General features: G+C 56.5%; 17 protein-coding genes. All 17 read right to left on the reverse strand.

Features of this window, described 5'->3' with window-relative positions:
• Positions 1 to 59: 59 nt before the first annotated feature.
• Positions 60 to 1,223 carry a hypothetical protein gene (locus H3L94_RS01025; protein WP_182122307.1) on the reverse strand — a complete coding sequence of 388 codons (1,164 nt, stop codon included), beginning with the start codon at positions 1,221 to 1,223 and terminating at the stop codon, positions 60 to 62.
• Between the two features lie 132 nt (positions 1,224 to 1,355).
• The gene (leuS, locus tag H3L94_RS01030) at positions 1,356 to 3,992 is read right to left on the reverse strand and encodes a leucine--tRNA ligase (protein WP_182122308.1); all 2,637 of its coding nucleotides are present in this window, start codon (positions 3,990 to 3,992) and stop codon (positions 1,356 to 1,358) included.
• A gap of 109 nt (positions 3,993 to 4,101) precedes the next feature.
• Positions 4,102 to 4,497, reverse strand: coding sequence for a lactoylglutathione lyase (gene gloA / locus H3L94_RS01035; protein ID WP_182122309.1), 396 nt, complete (start codon positions 4,495 to 4,497; stop codon positions 4,102 to 4,104).
• 115 nt (positions 4,498 to 4,612) lie between these two features.
• Positions 4,613 to 5,284 carry a M48 family metallopeptidase gene (locus tag H3L94_RS01040; RefSeq protein ID WP_182122310.1) on the reverse strand — a complete coding sequence of 224 codons (672 nt, stop codon included), beginning with the start codon at positions 5,282 to 5,284 and terminating at the stop codon, positions 4,613 to 4,615.
• 44 nt (positions 5,285 to 5,328) lie between these two features.
• A complete protein-coding gene (locus H3L94_RS01045) occupies positions 5,329 to 5,505 on the reverse strand; it encodes a hypothetical protein (protein WP_182122311.1) in 177 nt (58 codons plus the stop codon).
• Positions 5,502 to 6,236 (reverse strand): lysophospholipid acyltransferase family protein, encoded by a 735-nt coding sequence (locus H3L94_RS01050; RefSeq protein ID WP_182122312.1) that lies wholly within the window; start codon positions 6,234 to 6,236, stop codon positions 5,502 to 5,504. The genes H3L94_RS01045 and H3L94_RS01050 overlap by 4 nt, the downstream gene beginning before the upstream one ends.
• Positions 6,224 to 6,793, reverse strand: a complete 570-nt coding sequence (gene gmhB, locus H3L94_RS01055) for a D-glycero-beta-D-manno-heptose 1,7-bisphosphate 7-phosphatase (RefSeq protein ID WP_182122313.1) — start codon at positions 6,791 to 6,793, stop codon at positions 6,224 to 6,226. Before gmhB ends, H3L94_RS01050 begins: the two co-directional genes overlap by 13 nt.
• Positions 6,790 to 7,584: a glycosyltransferase family 25 protein gene (locus H3L94_RS01060; RefSeq protein ID WP_182122314.1), complete on the reverse strand. Its 795-nt coding sequence runs from the start codon at positions 7,582 to 7,584 to the stop codon at positions 6,790 to 6,792. The genes gmhB and H3L94_RS01060 overlap by 4 nt, the downstream gene beginning before the upstream one ends.
• Positions 7,585 to 7,592: 8 nt before the next feature.
• Positions 7,593 to 8,135 (reverse strand): dTDP-4-dehydrorhamnose 3,5-epimerase, encoded by a 543-nt coding sequence (gene rfbC, locus H3L94_RS01065; RefSeq protein WP_182122315.1) that lies wholly within the window; start codon positions 8,133 to 8,135, stop codon positions 7,593 to 7,595.
• 38 nt (positions 8,136 to 8,173) lie between these two features.
• Positions 8,174 to 9,043, reverse strand: coding sequence for a glucose-1-phosphate thymidylyltransferase RfbA (gene rfbA, locus H3L94_RS01070; RefSeq protein ID WP_182122316.1), 870 nt, complete (start codon positions 9,041 to 9,043; stop codon positions 8,174 to 8,176).
• 45 nt (positions 9,044 to 9,088) lie between these two features.
• The gene (locus H3L94_RS01075; RefSeq protein WP_182122317.1) at positions 9,089 to 9,451 is read right to left on the reverse strand and encodes a hypothetical protein; all 363 of its coding nucleotides are present in this window, start codon (positions 9,449 to 9,451) and stop codon (positions 9,089 to 9,091) included.
• Positions 9,452 to 9,510: 59 nt separating this feature from the next.
• Complete coding sequence (gene rfbB / locus H3L94_RS01080; protein ID WP_182122318.1) at positions 9,511 to 10,560, reverse strand: dTDP-glucose 4,6-dehydratase; 1,050 nt, start codon at positions 10,558 to 10,560, stop codon at positions 9,511 to 9,513.
• 88 nt (positions 10,561 to 10,648) lie between these two features.
• Positions 10,649 to 11,851 (reverse strand): glycosyltransferase, encoded by a 1,203-nt coding sequence (locus H3L94_RS01085; protein WP_182122319.1) that lies wholly within the window; start codon positions 11,849 to 11,851, stop codon positions 10,649 to 10,651.
• Positions 11,852 to 12,862: a glycosyltransferase family 2 protein gene (locus H3L94_RS01090; protein WP_182122320.1), complete on the reverse strand. Its 1,011-nt coding sequence runs from the start codon at positions 12,860 to 12,862 to the stop codon at positions 11,852 to 11,854.
• Between the two features lie 14 nt (positions 12,863 to 12,876).
• Positions 12,877 to 14,085 (reverse strand): glycosyltransferase family 4 protein, encoded by a 1,209-nt coding sequence (locus H3L94_RS01095; RefSeq protein WP_182122321.1) that lies wholly within the window; start codon positions 14,083 to 14,085, stop codon positions 12,877 to 12,879.
• 57 nt (positions 14,086 to 14,142) lie between these two features.
• Positions 14,143 to 14,577, reverse strand: a complete 435-nt coding sequence (locus H3L94_RS01100) for a DUF7832 domain-containing protein (protein WP_182122322.1) — start codon at positions 14,575 to 14,577, stop codon at positions 14,143 to 14,145.
• Between the two features lie 11 nt (positions 14,578 to 14,588).
• Entirely contained in the window at positions 14,589 to 15,167 is a 579-nt protein-coding gene (locus H3L94_RS01105; RefSeq protein ID WP_182122323.1) for a DUF6630 family protein, read from the reverse strand.
• Between the last annotated feature and the right edge of the window lie 22 nt (positions 15,168 to 15,189).

The following is a 15,189-nucleotide window of genomic DNA, read 5'->3' on the forward strand; positions in this document are numbered from 1 at the left end:
AAGGGCTACCTGCAAGCGTGATGCTTTCAGGTAGCCCTGATGGAGGCGGTTCAGCCGAGTTATTCCGGTTTGGCCGTGGTGGCGCCGATGACGCCTTCCCAATGGCTGTCTCGCTGATCGCGATCATTCCACGCCTTGCCGGTCAGCACCTCGCCGTGCTCACCGTACAGGCCGCCGTCAAAAAAGCCGTTGATTTGCAGTCGGGCATTGGGTCCGCCTTGGGTGTCCAACCACAGCTGGCCGCTTACACGGCCGTCGTCACCGACCGGAACGGCCAGTCCTTTACTGCCGCGGGGGGCGAGACTGCTCTGGGGACCCAGATGCCAGATCTGTACGCCGTCACGGCCGCTGCCGTTGATCTGCATCGCCAGGGTTTTGTTGCCGCCGTGATAAACGGCCGCTACCGGTGCCTCAAGCACTTCATTGCTGACGTGGTGGTGGCGGTAATACATGGTGCCGCGGTAATGCAGGTTGGCCAAGCCTTCCGGCCGCTTCAACAGTGCGTCGTCGGCATCCTGTAGGTGCAGCAAGTGCAGGATGGAGCCTTCAGGTTCGTTATTGTATACGTTGCGAACTTGGCGGCTGACGGCGGCATGGCCGTAGTAGCCGATCAAACGCCCATTGTGCCCGCGCAAGGTCTCGATCAGCGGTTGGCCGACAAAATTGGCATCTGGGTGCAGAATTTGCAGTTGGATGTTTTTGCCGCCGGTATCGAGGCTTAATTGCACCAAGTTGCGGTTTTCCGCATTCATTCTATTGTCAACAACCAGTTTCTCAAAGGTTTGGCGGTTCAGTTCTTGTAATGATGCCGGCGGTGTTGGCTGTGTGTCGGGTTTGGGTTCTGCTTCAGGTTTGGGTTCTGCCTCAGGCTTGGGCTGCGCTTCGGGCTTGGGCTGCGCTTCGGGCTTGGGCTGCGCTTCGGGCTTGGGCTGCGCTTCGGGCTTGGGCTGCGCTTCGGGCTTGGGCTGCGCTTCGGGCTTGGGCTGCGCTTCGGGCTTGGGCTGCGCTTCGGGCTTGGGCTGCGCTTCGGGCTTGGGCTGCGCTTCGGGCTTGGGCTGCGCTTCGGGCTTGGCTGGCGCTTCAGGTTTGGACGGTGTGTCCGGTAAGGTTTCAGCCGGCGGGGCGGGTGGTTGGCCAACTGTCGGGCCGCTACCCCCGCTGCTGCCGCAGGCGGATAAGAAAACGGCCAGGAGGGCGCTGACGAATAGGGTTTGAGTGTTCATTTGTGTTCGATTGCTGATTGATAAACAGGGGTGACGGTAGGCCGGTTTCACTGATTCAAGCGGCTTAGCTGAAACCGTTACCATGAAAACAAACTGCCTGGCGTCGGCCAGGCAGTTTGCAGCGGGGCGGCTTTATACCACAATGTTCACCAAGCGCTTGGGTACCACGATAATTTTTTTCGCAACTTTACCTTCGGTGAATTTCTGCGCACCGGCGCTGGCGAGCGCGGCGGTTTCGATGGCGGCTTGATCGGCATCGGCGGCCACGGTGATTTTGTCGCGCAATTTGCCGTTTACCTGCACCATCATTTCGATTTCGGTTTGCACCAGCGCGGCGGGGTCGGCTTTCGGCCAGCCCTGTTCCCACACTTTGCCTTCAGGGCGCAGTACCGCCCACAGGGTTTCGCAGATATGCGGCACAATCGGCCACAGCAACACCACCACGCTTTCCAATACTTCCTGCGCCACGGCGCGGCCGTTTTCATCGGCGGTATCGGTTTTGTCGTATTGGTTGAGCAGCTCCATCACGGCGGCGATGGCGGTGTTGAACTGCTGGCGGCGGTCGTAGTCGTCGGTGACTTTGGCGATGGTGCTGTGCAGCTTGAAGCGCAGGTCTTTCAGGGCGGCGGAGAGGCCGTCTTGGCTACCTGAAAAGGCGGCAACCGGGACGCCCTGTTTTTGGAATTCGTACACCGTGCGCCACAGGCGGCGCAGGAAGCGGTGGGCGCCTTCCACGCCGGCGTCGCTCCATTCCAGCGACTGCTCGGGCGGCGAGGCGAACATCATAAACAGGCGCGCGGTGTCGGCGCCGTAGGCGTCGATCAAAGCTTGAGGATCCACGCCGTTTTTCCTCGACTTCGACATTTTCTCGATGCCGCCGATGGTGACGGGCTGGCCGTCGGCCTTCAGTATGGCGGAAGTAGGGCGGCCTTTTTCGTCAAGAGAAAGTTCGATATCGGCCGGATTGAACCAATCTCTACGGCCATTGGCCTGTTCGCGGTAGAAGGTGCCGCACACCACCATGCCCTGGGTGAGCAGCTGTTTGAACGGTTCTTTCACCGGTACGATGCCTTCTTCATGCATCAGCTTGGTGAAGAAGCGGGCGTACAAGAGATGCAAAATGGCGTGTTCGATGCCGCCTATGTATTGGTCGGCCGCCTGCCAGTATTGCGCTGCCGCCGGCTCGACCATGCCGCCCTCAAACTGCGGCGACATATAGCGGAACTGGTACCAGCTGGATTCCATAAAGGTGTCCATGGTGTCGGTTTCGCGGCGGGCGGGGCCGCCGCAGTGCGGGCAGGTGGTTTCGTAAAACTCGGGCATTTTCGCCAGCGGCGAGCCGCTGCCGTCGGGCACCACGTCTTCGGGCAGCACCACCGGCAGCTGCTCGGCCGGCACCGGTACGTCGCCGCAGCTGTCGCAATGGACAATCGGAATCGGGCAGCCCCAGTAGCGCTGGCGGGAAATGCCCCAGTCGCGCAAACGGTATTGGGTTTTCAGTGCGCCGGCGTTCAGGCTTTGCAGTTTGGCGCCGATGGCGTTGAAGGCGGCTTGAAAATCCAGGCCGTCAAATTCGCCGCTGTTGATCAGGCGGGTGTGTTCTTTGTCGCCGTACCATGTCTGCCACTCGCTTGGGTTGTAGGCGGGCTGAGGAAGGGTGGATTCGATGACCTGTTTTACCGGCAGGCCGTATTTGTTGGCAAATTCAAAGTCGCGCTCGTCGTGGCCGGGCACCGCCATCACCGCGCCGTCGCCGTAGCCCCACAGCACATAGTTGGCAATCCACACTTCCAAGCGTTCGCCGTTGAGCGGATTGAGCACATAACGGCCGGTGGGCATGCCTTTTTTCTCCATGGTGGCCATGTCGGCCTCGGCCACGCTGCCGGATTTGCATTCGGCAATAAAGGCTTGCAGTTCGGGCTGCCCGGCCGCGGCGGCGGCGGCCAGCGGATGCTCGGCGGCCACCGCCACATAGGTGGCGCCCAACAGGGTGTCGGGGCGGGTGGTATAGACTTGCAGATAATCGGCATATTCGCCGCTCAAGCCCTGTTTGCTGTCTTCGGCTACCTGAAAGCGCACCTGCATGCCGCGCGATTTGCCGATCCAGTTGCGCTGCATGGTTTTCACCTGTTCCGGCCAGTCGAGTTCGTCCAAATCGGCCAGCAGCTGCTCGGCGTAATCGGTGATGCGGAAGTAATACATCGGGATTTCGCGCTTTTCGATCAGCGCGCCCGAACGCCAGCCGCGTCCGTCGATCACCTGCTCGTTGGCGAGCACGGTTTGGTCCACCGGGTCCCAGTTGACGGTGCCGTTTTTGCGGTAGATCACGCCTTTTTCAAACAGCTTGGTAAAAAACAGCTGCTCCCAGCGGTAATACTCGGGGGTGCAGGTGGCGAATTCGCGCGCCCAATCGATGGCAAAGCCCAGGCTTTTGAGCTGGCCGCGCATATAGTCGATGTTTTCATAGGTCCATTTGGCGGGGGCGACGCCGTTCTCCATGGCGGCGTTTTCGGCCGGCATGCCGAAGGCGTCCCAACCCATGGGCTGCATCACGTTGAAGCCGTTGAGGCGTTTGAAACGGCTGCGCACGTCGCCGATGGTGTAGTTGCGCACGTGGCCCATGTGCAGCTTGCCGCTGGGGTAGGGGAACATGGAGAGGCAGTAAAACTTGGGACGAGAGGAGTCTTCGACGGCGTTAAAGACGTGATGGTCGGCCCATTTTTTCTGGGCGGCGGGCTCGATCAGCGAGGGTTGGTAGTGTTCTTGCATGGCGGCGGGCCTGATATGAATATGATGGAAACGAAAGAGACGATTATAAGCCAGCGGCAGTAAATCAGGCTACCTGAAAGGGTTTCAGGTAGCCTTCGGCGTGGGGGGGTCAGTCTTGCCGTCCGTGTTTTTGGATGAATTCGATTTTGTAGCCGTCGGGGTCTTCCACAAAGGCGATCACGGTGCTGCCGTGCTTCATCGGGCCGGCTTCGCGGGTAACTTTGCCGCCTTTGGCGCGTACGGCTTCGCAGGCGGCGTAGGCGTCTTCCACTTCGATGGCGATGTGGCCGTAGCCGTTGCCCAGATCGTAGACGGGGGTGTCCCAGTTGTGGGTGAGTTCGATCACGGCGGTGTCGGCTTCGTCGCCGTAGCCGACGAAGGCGAGGGTGAAGCGGCCGTCGGGGTAGTCTTTTTGGCGCAGCAGGCGCATGCCGAGCACGTCTTGATAAAAGGCCAGCGATTTCTGCAAATCGCCGACGCGCAACATGGTGTGGAGCAGTCTCATGGCGGGTTCCTTTCGGTGTGGTTTTTGAACGATGAATATCAGGGCGGCGGTGTTGTTTGGGGGATGTTGGCTGATTGTCAAGCAAGCCCGGTCCAAAACAACTAGTCCAAAACAACTAGTCCAAAATAAACAGTTCGCGGCCGTGCTGTTTCAGCCAGGCTTTGGCCGCATCGGTGTGCGGGGTGTGGCGGCGGACCAGCTGCCAGAAGGCCGGGCTGTGATTGGGGTGGGGCAGGTGGCACAGTTCGTGCACGCACACATAGTCGGCCACATATTCGGGTGCGCCCACCAGCCGCCAGTTGAGGCGGATGCCGGTGCGCTGACGGCAGACGCCCCAGAAGGTTTGGGCCGAGGTGAGGGCGGAGGCGGCGGGGTGCAGCTGCAGGCGTTCGGCGTGTGCCTGCAGGCGCGGCAGCAGGTAATCGGCGGCCCGGCCGTGGAGATGCCGGCGCAGCAGGTTTTTTTGTTGCGGCCACGGGCTTTCGGGTAGCCTGATACGGTCTGCTTCCAGGCGGATGCCGCTGCCGGCTTGCGGCGACAACAGCAGTGCTTCGCCGTACAGCCAGATGTGTTTTGGTGCGGCATCGGCGGCGGGCGCTTGGTCGAGCAGGCGCCGCAGAGCAGCTTCGTTGGCGGCCAGCCAGCGGCGCAATTCGGTTTCGCCCAACCAGGGCGGCACGCTCAGGCGCAGGTTGTCTGCACCCTGCGGGCGCAGGATGATGTTTTTCTTGGCGCTGCGGCGCAGTTCAAGGCGGATGCGGCGGCCGTCGGAAAGCTGATGGTGCATAGGCGGGAACAGTATTGCGGGCTACCTGAAAGGCCTCAAGCTGTTTAGCCGATCCAGCCTAAGTAATACAACAGGCTGGCGGTAATTGCGGCGGTACCGGCAATCAGCAGCGGCAGACGCCAGCGCGGAGCCTGTTCGGCCAGCCAGGGGCCTTTGTACCACCACAAAAACACGATCGCAGCTACGGCAATCGCGGCTGCGCCGATTTGGTCGCCGTTCATGCCGTCTCCTTGCGGTAACAGGGGCCCAGCCCGGTGATGGCCGGCATACGGCTTTCGATGGCGGCTTCGCAGGCGCGGGTCAGCGCGTCGATGTCGCCGCTGTCGTGTGCGATCGGCGGGCAAACGATGACGCGGATTTCGCCGGGATATTTTAAAAACGAGTTTTTCGGCCAGTACTCGCCGCTGTTGAGTGCCACCGGTACCAAATCCATTTCCAAGAGTTTGGCCATGCGGGCGGCGCCGTTTTTATAGCGGCCTTTTTTGCCCGGGGCAATGCGGGTGCCTTCCGGGAAAATGGTGATCCAAAAACCTTGGGCTTTGCGCTGGCTGCCCTGCTCGATGATTTGGGCGCTGGCTTTGGCGGGGTTTTTGCGGTCGATGCCGATGGTGCCGGCCAGTTTCAGCCCCCAACCGAAGAAAGGAATCAGAAACAGCTCGCGCTTGGCCACGAATACTTGGGCGGGGAAGATTTTTTGGGTGGCCAAGGTTTCCCAGCCGGACTGGTGTTTGCAGCAGATGACGGCGGGGCCGGCCGGAATGTTTTCCGCGCCTTCCACGGTATATTTGAGGCCGACCACATGCTCCAGCAGCCACATCAGGGTGAGCGCCCAGCGGGTGGCCATGGTGTGGATGCCGCGCGGGAAGGGAGCGGCCAGCACCAAGACGACAAACAGCGGCGGGGTGATCAGCGCCACCAAGAGCCAATAGGCGAGGTTTCTTATCCAGAGCATAGGGCGTCCTGTTGGGGAGCGGGTTGGGTGTTGAGGTGTTTGGCGAAGGCGAGCAGGTCGTCGAACACTTGTGTGTTTTCCGGCAGGCCGCCGGCGGCCAGGGTTTTTTTGCCCTTGCCGGTGAGCACCAGCACGGGCTGGCCGCCCACCGCGGCGATGGCTTGCAAATCGCGCAGGCTGTCGCCCACCATACACACGCCTTCGGCCGACATATTGAAGCGGTCGAGAATGTCTTCCACCATGCCGGGCTTGGGTTTGCGGCAGTGGCAGCGGGCGGAGTCGGTGTGCGGGCAGAACCAGATGCCGTCGATGCCGCCGCCGGCTTCGCGGGCGAGACGGTGCAGTTTTTCGTGCATTTCGTTCAAATCCTGCATGGTGAAGTAGTGGCGGCCGATGCCGGATTGGTTGGTGGCCACCACCACGGTGTAGTCGGCCTGCTTAAGAAAGGCCACCGCATCCATGCTGCCTTCGATGGGTACCCATTCGTCGGCCGACTTCACGAAGTCGTCGCGGTCGTGGTTGAGCACGCCGTCGCGGTCGAGAATAATCAGTTTCATGCTTTCATTCCGAGGTAATTCATGGCGAAGTGTTTCAGGTAGCCTTTGACGCTGCGGATGATGACGCTGCTGGCCTTGGGGCGGAGAAAGTCTGCTTTCTCAATGCGGATGGTGCTGTCGAGCTTTTCCAGCGCTTCCAGCACGAAAGCCGGCCGGCTGTGCAGAATACGCAGGCGGTGGTGTTGCTCGAAATACAGCCAGTCGTCGGCGGCGGCGCACGGCGTTTGGGTGGCTGCCTGTAGTTTTTCCGCGCCGGCACGGCTGACAATATAGGCCACGGTACCGCAGCCGTATTGTTCCCACGGGGTGCCGAAGCGCACGGTTTCGCCGTCGGTAGCCATGGCGGCGCGGTATTTGATGGGCAGGCGGCGGTAGTAATAAGGCAGTTGCTGCGGCAGGGTTTTCACATAGCCCACAATCAGCACGTCAAACGGATATTGGTCGGATAAGGCATTCAGGTAGCCTTCGTCCAACAGCGGCAGCGGGTTGCGGATAAATTCGGCATCGTCTTCCAAAACCAGGGCGTAGGGTTGGCTTTGTGCGCAAACAGCTTCGTAAACCCGATGGTGGCTTAAGGCGCAACCCAGTTCGCCGCGGCTGAGCCAGCGCTGTTTTTTCGGCTTTTTGTGCAACATTCGGGTAGAGAGCCGTTCGATATCCTTTTGCCCGGCCTGCCGCATATCCACGGCATCGATAAAAACCGCTGCCAAGCCGAAACGACGGCATTGCCCGCGCATGTGTTCGCGGCGTTCGGTTTCGTTGGCGAGGGAGACGATGTAGACAGGAATCATGAGCAGGCTCAATCAAAACAGACGGCTTGGGCAAAAGGGGTGCCGGCACGGTCTTTGGCCGACAAAAGCGGCCGTCCGGCCAGCGGCCAGTCAATGCCGAGGGTGGGGTCGTTCCAAAGCAGGGTGTGCTCGGCGTGCGGATTGTAATAGTCCGTGCATTGATAGACAAATTCCGCGCCCTCGCCCAATACGCAGAAGCCGTGGGCGAATCCGGGCGGAATCCATTGCTGTAGGCGGTTTTCGGCCGATAAAACGGTACCGCACCAGCGGCCGAAGTCGGGCGAGCTTTTACGCAAATCCACCGCCACGTCAAACACTGCGCCGCGAATCACGCGCACCAGTTTGCCCTGCGGGTTGGCCGATTGGTAGTGCAGGCCGCGCAGCACGCCGGCGGCGGATCGGGAGTGGTTTTCCTGCACGAAGGTGCAGTCGCACACATGGGTGCGAAACCAGTCGGCGCGGAAGGTTTCGGCAAACCAGCCGCGTTCGTCGCCCAAGATTTGCGGCTGGAGGATTTTGATGTCGGGCAGGGGAGCAGGGAGAAGGTGCATCAGGCTACCTGAAAGCAAAGGTTAGATGGGGTGGGGCGTCAGCCGCCGCCGGCCAAACGCAGCAGATGGCGGGCGTAGGCATTTTGTCCCATGCCGGCGGCCAGTGTGCGTATTTGTGCCGTGTCCAACCAGCCGTTGCGCCAGGCGATTTCTTCCAAACAGGCTACCTGAAGGTTTTGCACGTTTTCGATGGCTTTCACGAAAGAGGCGGCTTCGTGCAGGCTCTCGTGGGTGCCGGTGTCCAGCCAGGCAAAGCCGCGCCCGAGGCGTTCTACCTGCAGCGAGCCGTCGGCGAGATACAGGCGGTTGAGGTCGGTTATTTCCAATTCTCCGCGTGCGGAGGGGCGCAGCTGTTTGGCGAATTCGGGTGCGCGGCAGTCGTAGAAATAGAGGCCGGTTACCGCCCAGTCGGACGGCGGACGGGCCGGTTTTTCTTCGATGGAAACAGGCTGGTTCTGCTCGTTGAAAGCCAGCACGCCGAATCGTTCGGGGTCTTTCACCTGATAGGCGAACACGGTGGCGCCGTGTGTTCTGGCCGCTGCTCGGCGCAGGGTTTGGGTAAACGATTGGCCGTAAAAAATATTGTCGCCCAAGATCAGGCAGGCAGGGCCGCCGTCGAGAAAGTGTTCGCCGATGATCAGCGCTTGCGCCAAGCCTTCCGGCCGCGCCTGTACGGCATACTCGAGACGGATACCGAAACCGCTGCCGTCGCCGAGCAGGCGGCGGAAGGCGGTTTGGTCTTCGGCGGTGGTGATGAGCAGCACCTCACGGATGCCGGCCAGCATTAACACCGACAGCGGGTAGTACACCATCGGTTTGTCGTACACCGGCAGCAGCTGTTTGGAAACGCCGCGGGTGGTGGGGTGCAGCCGTGTGCCGGCGCCGCCGGCGAGCAGAATGCCTTTCATAAATACCTTGGGCAGTGGGCTACCTGAAAGCAGGATGCAGCCGTTCTACATCAGCGGACGGCCGTCGATTTTGCCGAAGAAGTGGCGGATGTCGAAATAGACGGCGCGGGTTTGGCCGTTGGCACAACGCAGGCGGATTTGGTCGTAAATGCCACCGTTGTGCTGGAGCAGGGCTTGTCCGGTTTTGCGGCAGCCGGGCAGGTTGGTCTGAATCCAGCGGTTTTCGGCGGCGATGCCGCGGCGGGTATCGTCTTCGTGGATGACCACCGCCCGCTCGATGCTGCTGCCGTCGGCCTGCTGTGTTTGCGGTTTCGGTGCCGGGCCGGCGGTTTCGGAAGATGTCGCGCAGGCGGCGGTGCCGAGTGTGAGGCCGAGTACTAAAGCGGCGTGTAAACAGCGGGCAGACATAGCGGGACTCCTGGAGGTTGAGACAGGGAAAATGTGTGGGCAGGGCGTGCTTCTTGGCGCTAAGTGTCTGATACGGCGGCTTGGTGCCACAGCGGCCGCCACCAAGACGGGTTGGCCAAATACCAGCCGACGGTTTGGCGCAGGCCGTCGGCCAAGCCGTATTGCGGCTGCCAGCCCAATTCGCGGCGGATTTTGCTGCTGTCTAAGGCATAACGGCGGTCGTGGCCGGGGCGGTCGGTAACGAAGGTAATCAGGTCGGCATAGCGGGAGACGCCTGCAGGTTTCTGCGGCGCCAGCTCTTCCAGCAGAGCGCAAACGGTGTGTACCACTTCGAGATTTTCCGCTTCGCAGCCGCTGCCGATGTGGTAGCTGTGGCCGATGCGGCCTTGGTTTAGCACCTGCAGCAAGGCGCGGACGTGGTCTTCAACAAACAGCCAGTCGCGGCGCTGGCGGCCGTCGCCGTAGAGGGGTAGCGGCAGGCCGTGCAGGGCATTCAGGATGATACGCGGAATCAGTTTTTCCGGAAACTGGCGCGGGCCGTAGTTGTTGCTGCTGTGGCTGAGCACAACGGGCAGACCGTAGGTACGGTGCCAGGCGCGTACCAGGTGGTCGCTGCCGGCTTTGGCGGCCGCATACGGGCTGCTGGGGGCATAGGGGTCGCTTTCGGCGGAAGGGCGGCTGCGGCCTTCGGCATCGCCGTACACTTCGTCGGTGGAAATGTGGTGGAAGCGGAAAGTAGTTTGCTGGCTTTCAGGTAGCCCCTGCCAATAGGCGCGGGCGGCTTCCAGCAGGGTGTAGGTGCCGACCAGATTGGTGTCGATAAAAGCGGCGGGGCCGTGAATCGAGCGGTCAACATGGCTTTCGGCGGCCAGGTGCATCACGGCATCGGGCCGGTGGGCGGCAAAAATGCGGCTGAGGGCGGCAGCATCGCAGATGTCTGCCTGCTCGAAAGCGTAACGCGGATGACCGGCAACCTCGGCCAAAGAGGCGGGATTGCCGGCGTAGGTAAGCTTGTCCACATTCACTACGCGGTGTTCGGTGTGGCGGATGAGGTGGCGGACAAGGGCAGAGCCGATAAAGCCGGCACCGCCGGTGATGAGAAGTTTCATGGGATTTTAATTTTAAATAGCCTGTAGTTGTTGATTTGTCATTAATTTTTGAAATCTAATTATAATTGTAGGCTTATTTATAAGCGTCTTATGCCGAAACTGTCTCCTGTAATAGTTTCTGTAATTGTGTTGTTATGCTCTGTATGGAAAAGTCCTGTGCACGTTTACGACCAGCTTCGACATAGTGCGCATAACGGGTCGGGTCGGTTAATAGCGTGGATACCGCTTCGACAAATTGTTGCTGCTGGTACATAGCGATCAGACAGCCGTACTCGCTACCCCTGCCTAAAATATCACGCGGGCCGGTCGGGCAGTCCATCGCTACTACAGGTGTACCGCAGGCCATACTTTCCAACAACACAGTGGGGAGACCTTCAAAGCTGGCGGTATGGACAAATAAGGCGGCGTGTTTGAAAAACGGGTAAGGATTGTGACACTGTCCCAACAATAAACAATCGTGCTCCAATCCCAAACGACGGATTTGAGTTTCCAACTGCGGTTTCAGGCTGCCATCGCCGATAAGATAGAGCTTATGCTTTATTCCATACTGTTTGAGTGTAGCGTAGATTTCAATGAGCCTCTGATGGCATTTTTGTGGCTCGAATCGCGAGACTTGTAGCAGATAAGGTGTTTGCAGCAGTTGTTTGGTTAGATTGCCGGATTTCTCCATTTGGGCAGTAATTTCTTCAATGTCCAGCGGATTAGGCAGTATATGGAAACGCTCAGGTTTCCAGTTCAGCTGTTCTCCCATTAGTTCGGCCATTTGCCTGCATAATACAACTACTCGATTATGCCTTTGAAAAATAATTCGGTATTTATGGATTTGCTTGGGTGTCAATTTAGAATGACAGCCGTTCAGTTGATTGTGCACCCAGCGTATGCTTGGCGGCAATTTGGGTCTTAATGGCTTAGGTAGCCGCATAATATAGTCTAGGCTTTCATTGAAATCGATCACAATATCGTAGTGCCCAGTGGTCAAAGTTTGCCGCAATGTTCGCCAATAACGGTACTGTTCGATTAGGCGCAAATATTCGTAGCGCACCCTGTTTAAGATACTATTTTTTCTTTGTTTTTTACAATCTGCCTTACGGCGGTTGTAAGCCGAGTCGAACACAAAGCGATAGGATACACTGGTAGGAATTTGATCAGTAAAGAAATTTTCTGCTCCCAGATCGTGTGTAAGCAGCAAGTCAACCTGATGCCCTAGTTTTACCATCAGCTTGAGATAGTTGGTTAATATTTTTTCGACACCACCGGCTACCAACCATTGGTGTGCAATTAGAATTTTCACTTATAAACGCTTTCCATATTTCCAAGGGCGCAAATACTTCTTCAGAATTTTGAGACGTTGCTGCCAAGTAAACCTAGTATTCTGAGGGTTTTGCCAAAAATGCCACCAGTCGCGCCACTTGTAATTTTCTAAAGACAGATAACAATCATAGAGCAGTGCGCCCCACATGTCTTGCTCGGGTAGCCCTTGGACAGCATCGGCAAAGCGGCAGACATCAGCATACGCTAGCTTTTCAGGAATGTTGAAATCAACACCTGAAGTGGTGAGATAATGGTTAATAGCCTCTTTACGGATTTTTCTGGCTGTTTTGTTTTGGATATCGCGTTTAGCATAAGAAACTTGCATCGGGTGCATGCGATAATGTAGTAAAGGCTTATCCAAATTAGCTAAATTCCCGATTTTGCTGATTTCCAGCCACAGTTTGTAGTCTTCAGCATGTAAATAGCTCTTATCGTAACGCAGGCCGTATTGCCTAAAAATATCTGTCCGTATAATGATTGCCGAGTGATTGATAGGATTTTTAAACAGTAGTGTTTTACGAATGGACTCAGGGTCTAGCGGGTAGCTAATAATGGTTCCGTGCGGATTTTTGACAGCCCTTCCCGAGTTATCTTCCCGCATTTCGATCAGGAATGCACTCATTGCCATAATAGAAGGTTGTTTCTGCAATTGATTGATGATGGTTTCTATCCAATCAGGTTCGGTGATGTCGTCAGCATCGGTTCGGGCGAGATATTCGCCTGTTGCTATATCTAAGCCCTTGTTTAGGGTAGAAATCAGTCCTAAGTTAACCTCGTTGCGGTATAGGCGGATACGCTTATCCTGTTTAGCTAAGCCTTCCAATACGGAATACGTATCATCTTGTGAGCCATCGTCAATGACAATAATCTCTAAATTTGAGTAAGTCTGCGTCATTACCGCACGCACGGCTTCGGATACATAGCGTTCAACATTGTATGCAGGTATGAGTACCGACACCAACGGCATTACTGTTTCAACTGGATCGCTCATAATATTCAATATTTTCAATCAATCGAAATATCAGTCTGTGCTGAAAACAAATTCAGGTAGGCTTCTCGGTTGGCCTGGGCAGAAAACTTCTCGCTAACTGTACAGTAAGCATTTTTACTCATGACGGCTAAACGCCTACGGTCAGAATTTAGTGCAGCAATCTGGGCTGCAAAAGATTCAATGCATGGTAATAGTTGCTGCTCAGCAGTACTTGATCTGCTCTGTTGATATAATTCAATAGTGGAATCTTCAATCAGTATGCCGTTGTTATCGTTTATTACACTGTTAATTTCGCCGACATTTGTAGAAATGGGTACAACACCATAAGCCATGGCTTCTAGCATTACCATTGGTAGCCCTTCTCGCCATGAGGTAATCAGGATTAGATCTGCATTTTGATAATATTGGTTCAGGTTTCTCCGATCTGCGATGCTGCCGATAATGTGTACATTATTGCTAACGCTCGTAGAATTCGGAAAATCGCCGATAAGATGAAAGTCAGCAGCGATATTTTTTTTTAGGCAATATGCCGCTATGTCAAGGAAAAGCTTTGGCCGTTTTTCTGGTGCATTCCGTCCGACAAATAAGATTTGTAAGCGTGCATTATTGGGTTTAATTGGTAATAATGGTGGTGGTACGATTTTGTTCGGAATAATGTGGATGCGGCCGGCCAAATTGCTTGATTTGCCGTGTTGGCAGTACAGTTGTACAAAATCTTGTAAGGTTTTTTTGCCAAGTACTATCCTTTGGTTGATGCGCTCTGCTACAGGCAGGCTAATTTGCTCAGGCGAGTATGCGTTGTCTGGCTGAAAGGCATGAATTAAATCAATCACGCGGACATGGGGGTGTAAATATGGAATCAGTTGGTAGAAAAAATTGCTGTTACTGCCGAATACCACTGCATTAGGACTCTGATTAATCAGATTGGCCAGCTGCTTTTTGTAAAACGCATATGGCAGGCTGAGAAATATGCTTAAGTCGATCAAATTGCTACTACGCTCAAATTCAGATCGAAAATGTTGGTCACTGTTGCGTACGCTGAGAAAGCACAATGGATGATATTCTGTGAATATTTGTAAGATATCGGCATGTACGCGTTCAGCCCCTCCCATCCCACAGTAAGGAAAAAAGAAAAATAGTCTTGCCTGCTTTTGCCTCAGTGCCCTCATCATTTTTTTAAAGCGGACAGCTTCAAATACAAAAGCCAGTTTTTTACTGCGCATATTTTTCCTTTAATCCAATTGTTACAACTAATCCAATTGTTACAACATTGAACTCGATCAAAGTAAAGATTGTTGCCAACGCTCAAAGGCTACCTGAAAAACGGCGGATAACTGTTTTTGGTTGTCTGGCGTATCTTGGATACGGTAAAAATCGCGCTTGTTTGCTAAGCCTAGGGCTTGGAAATAATCTTCGATGAATTTGCCGTAGCCTTCTTCTTCGTCGTAGTAGTAATAGAGGGTGAAGCGCTGGCCCAAATCGTTGAAGCAGGTGTCGTCCAAGCCGCCGCCCAGCTGTTGCAGCACGAAGTCTGTGCCGGAGAGGGTGCCGTTTTGCAGTTGGTCGAAACCGGGCAGGGCGGCTGCGGCGGGGCTGTGCAGGTTTTGTGATACGGCCCAGGCATAGTAGTAGCCCATGTGGTGGGCGGCATGGCTTTCAGGTAGTCCAGGCGGCCAGTCTGCGTCGGTATGGAAGGAGATGTGGTCGTAATGCATGGTGTCTTTCTTCAATACGGCCTATCCGCGGTGCGGATGTTCAGGCCCCAGGCGGCAGAAGCCGCTTCGAATGCGGCGCTTCGCCCCTCCGGCACAAGCATCAGAAAATAAAAGTCGCCGTCAGTATTGGCATTATAAAGCACCGCACCGTGCGCCCAAAACTGCCGATAGGCCACCGGCATCAGGGCTTCGGGCAATTCTTCCTGCACATCGAGGCCGTCCCAATCCAAAACAAAACCGAAACGGGCCGCCATATCGGCGGCATAGCCGGCAAAGCTTTCGCCGTCTTTCCAGTCCACCGCAAAGGCACAGGCCGGGTCCAACACTTCCGCCACTGCAAAGCTGATGGCATCGTCGGGGCGTATGGGCGCGGCGCTGTCCATGTCCAGCTCGGCATAATAAGCCCGCTCCAGCGCCGCCGCATCGGCATCCTCGCCGTGCAATACCGCCAACCAGCGGTGAAATGACGGGTCGGCTTCCACCCGAGGCACATCTGCCACCGAAAGCTGTGCCGCCGGGCGCGGGCGCAAGCGCCGCCACAACAACCATGCTGCCACGGCCAGCAACAGCCCAAATAATAATCGGCCCATTTTTATTGCTCCCTATTGTGCC

The sequence above is a fragment of the Neisseria shayeganii genome, assembly GCF_014054965.1.
In the GTDB taxonomy this organism is placed as follows: Bacteria; Pseudomonadota; Gammaproteobacteria; order Burkholderiales; family Neisseriaceae; genus Eikenella; species Eikenella shayeganii.

Bases quoted from the DNA above. Each gene is read 5' to 3' on its own strand.
- leuS (WP_182122308.1), bottom strand. From the start codon at position 3,992: ATGCAAGAACACTACCAACCCTCGCTGATCGAGCCCGCCGCCCAGAAA.
- H3L94_RS01050 (WP_182122312.1), bottom strand. From the start codon at position 6,236: ATGCTCTGGATAAGAAACCTCGCCTATTGGCTCTTGGTGGCGCTGATC.
- H3L94_RS01045 (WP_182122311.1), bottom strand. From the start codon at position 5,505: ATGAACGGCGACCAAATCGGCGCAGCCGCGATTGCCGTAGCTGCGATC.
- H3L94_RS01090 (WP_182122320.1), bottom strand. From the start codon at position 12,862: ATGAGCGATCCAGTTGAAACAGTAATGCCGTTGGTGTCGGTACTCATA.
- H3L94_RS01025 (WP_182122307.1), bottom strand. From the start codon at position 1,223: ATGAACACTCAAACCCTATTCGTCAGCGCCCTCCTGGCCGTTTTCTTA.
- H3L94_RS01095 (WP_182122321.1), bottom strand. From the start codon at position 14,085: ATGCGCAGTAAAAAACTGGCTTTTGTATTTGAAGCTGTCCGCTTTAAA.
- H3L94_RS01100 (WP_182122322.1), bottom strand. From the start codon at position 14,577: ATGCATTACGACCACATCTCCTTCCATACCGACGCAGACTGGCCGCCT.
- rfbC (WP_182122315.1), bottom strand. From the start codon at position 8,135: ATGCACCTTCTCCCTGCTCCCCTGCCCGACATCAAAATCCTCCAGCCG.
- rfbA (WP_182122316.1), bottom strand. From the start codon at position 9,043: ATGAAAGGCATTCTGCTCGCCGGCGGCGCCGGCACACGGCTGCACCCC.
- gloA (WP_182122309.1), bottom strand. From the start codon at position 4,497: ATGAGACTGCTCCACACCATGTTGCGCGTCGGCGATTTGCAGAAATCG.
- rfbB (WP_182122318.1), bottom strand. From the start codon at position 10,560: ATGAAACTTCTCATCACCGGCGGTGCCGGCTTTATCGGCTCTGCCCTT.
- H3L94_RS01075 (WP_182122317.1), bottom strand. From the start codon at position 9,451: ATGTCTGCCCGCTGTTTACACGCCGCTTTAGTACTCGGCCTCACACTC.
- H3L94_RS01060 (WP_182122314.1), bottom strand. From the start codon at position 7,584: ATGATTCCTGTCTACATCGTCTCCCTCGCCAACGAAACCGAACGCCGC.
- gmhB (WP_182122313.1), bottom strand. From the start codon at position 6,793: ATGAAACTGATTATTCTCGACCGCGACGGCGTGCTCAACCACGACCGC.
- H3L94_RS01040 (WP_182122310.1), bottom strand. From the start codon at position 5,284: ATGCACCATCAGCTTTCCGACGGCCGCCGCATCCGCCTTGAACTGCGC.
- H3L94_RS01105 (WP_182122323.1), bottom strand. From the start codon at position 15,167: ATGGGCCGATTATTATTTGGGCTGTTGCTGGCCGTGGCAGCATGGTTG.